We start from the raw sequence: 1,988 nt of genomic DNA, 5'->3' as shown, positions 1-1,988 counted from the left end.
ATTTTGCCTACAAATATTCCAAAGCGTTTTGGAAACTGCCGATTGTTTTCCTGCCGAAGTATTATTTAGGAGAAAAAGGCAAAGATTTTCGCGATTTTGTGAGTTATTTTACCAAAAAAAGCGTTACAAGGTCGGTAATTGCATCGGAATTTAAAAAATTATTGTCCGTGCCTGTAAGTTTTGACTTTGTTTCGGGCGAAGACAAAAAATACCGCGTAAGTCAGCGTAATTTGTACTATTTTCTGAATGCTCATAATTTTTTCGTGTATGACGGGCAATTTTTGGACACTTCCGACAATGACGACAAAGGAAAATTGATAAACATTGACGGCTTTAAGGTTTCCGTGCCTACTTCAAAGGATATTCGCACGTTTTGTGCCGATTTTTATGTGCGAAAAGGCACAAATGCAAAGGTTTTAGACCTCATTGAAACCTGCAATGCTTTGCGTGGAGCGGATTTAAAGAAAATACCCAGTAAAAAACTTGACTTTTCAAAGCACGGCAAAGATTTTCAGTTGTTTTTCTTTCAAAATACGTGCATTCGGGTAACTTCTGACGCGATTGAAACCATAAAAAAAGGCGAAATCACCAATTTCGTAATGGAAAGTGCCATAAAACCGCACGATTGTACCATTTTAAAAGAGCCTTTTTTTGAATATTATGTTGATGAATTGGGGCGAAATCGGGTAAAAATCCTAAAAACTGATTTTTCGTTTCTAAATTTTCTAATTAACGGAAGCCGTGTGTTTTGGAAAAAAGAAGCCGATGCAAACAAGGATTTCCGCAAAATTACGCTTAACAGTCCGTTTTTGTCGGAAGATGAGCAAGTTATTCAAGAGCAACATTTTCTGGGGAAATGTTACGCCATCGGGTATCTGCTACATCGATACAATGTGGAAAACTTCGCTAAATTTGTGTATATCCTTGACGATGAAGAAAAAGGCGGTTTTTTTGAAGCTAACGGCGGTTCGGGTAAAAGTTTGTTTATGAAAGCCGTTGAGATGCTTTGCAAGTTTTTTGATATGCCCGCCAAACAAGAAAATTTATTGCAAAACACACACCTTTTCGGTTCGCTCAAAGAAGAAGACGAAATCATATTTTTTGATGATATGACTTCATCGGCTGATTTTACACAGATGTATTCGTTTGTTACCCGCGGGCTTCCGATAAACCCCAAGAATCGTGATAGTTACTTTTTGCCTTTTGAGAAAAGCCCCAAAATGGCAGGAACGTTTAATTATGCGTTGCGAAATGCGGAGCAATCCACGTTAAGACGTATTTTATTTGTTTCATTTTCAAGTTATTATCATTTTACAACGAAAGAATATGAAGAATGGCAACCGATAAACGATTTTCACGAATTATTTTTTAAAGATTGGAACAAAGCTACGTGGGATTTGTTTTACAACTTTATGTTTCGCTGTTTGCAGCTGTATCTGAACAACCGATACAAGCCTTTGCTTTCGCCTATGGAAAACATCGCAAAAAACAACCTAAAAGCCAGCATTGGCGACAATTTTTTTGAATGGGCAGATGTCTATTTTGATGATGAAAAATTAAATGTGGATTTGGTCAGAAAAACCCTGCAAGACGATTACAAAAACGAAACGGGTGACAAAACCACACGAGCCAAAGGATTTAAAAGCAAATTGGAAAAATTCTGTGAATACAAAGGCTATGTACTCAACCCTCCCGATTTGCTCAACAAAGAGGGAAAAATAAAACGCAATGTTTATGTAGGATTGGAGCGTACCAGCTGCGAGTTTTTTCATATCCGAGTTGGGCAAACCGAAACAATACAACCGCAAACAAATCAAGAAGTTACAAAGAAAAAAGATATTGATACAACAGGAATAGATTTTTAATAACATCATAAGCAAATAGCAATTAGTTCATTAGCAATTAGCACTAATCACTGACCACTAATTCACTACCCACTAATATAAAAACAATGAAAACCGCAAAAACCGAAATTCCGCAACACATAG

At 36.8% G+C, this 1,988-nt stretch carries 1 protein-coding gene; it reads left to right on the top strand.

The window, feature by feature from the left end; genetic code table 11:
- Window positions 1–1,865 (top strand): hypothetical protein (locus Q4D72_RS12100; RefSeq protein WP_303078196.1); only part of this gene is annotated, 1,865 nt, incomplete at its 5' end.
- Window positions 1,866–1,988 lie beyond the last annotated feature (123 nt).

The sequence above is a fragment of the Capnocytophaga sp. genome, from assembly GCF_030532915.1.
Classification (GTDB): Bacteria; Bacteroidota; Bacteroidia; order Flavobacteriales; family Flavobacteriaceae; genus Capnocytophaga.
Note: the sequence above shows the minus strand (reverse complement) of the source record. Positions and strands in the feature narration are given on the sequence as shown.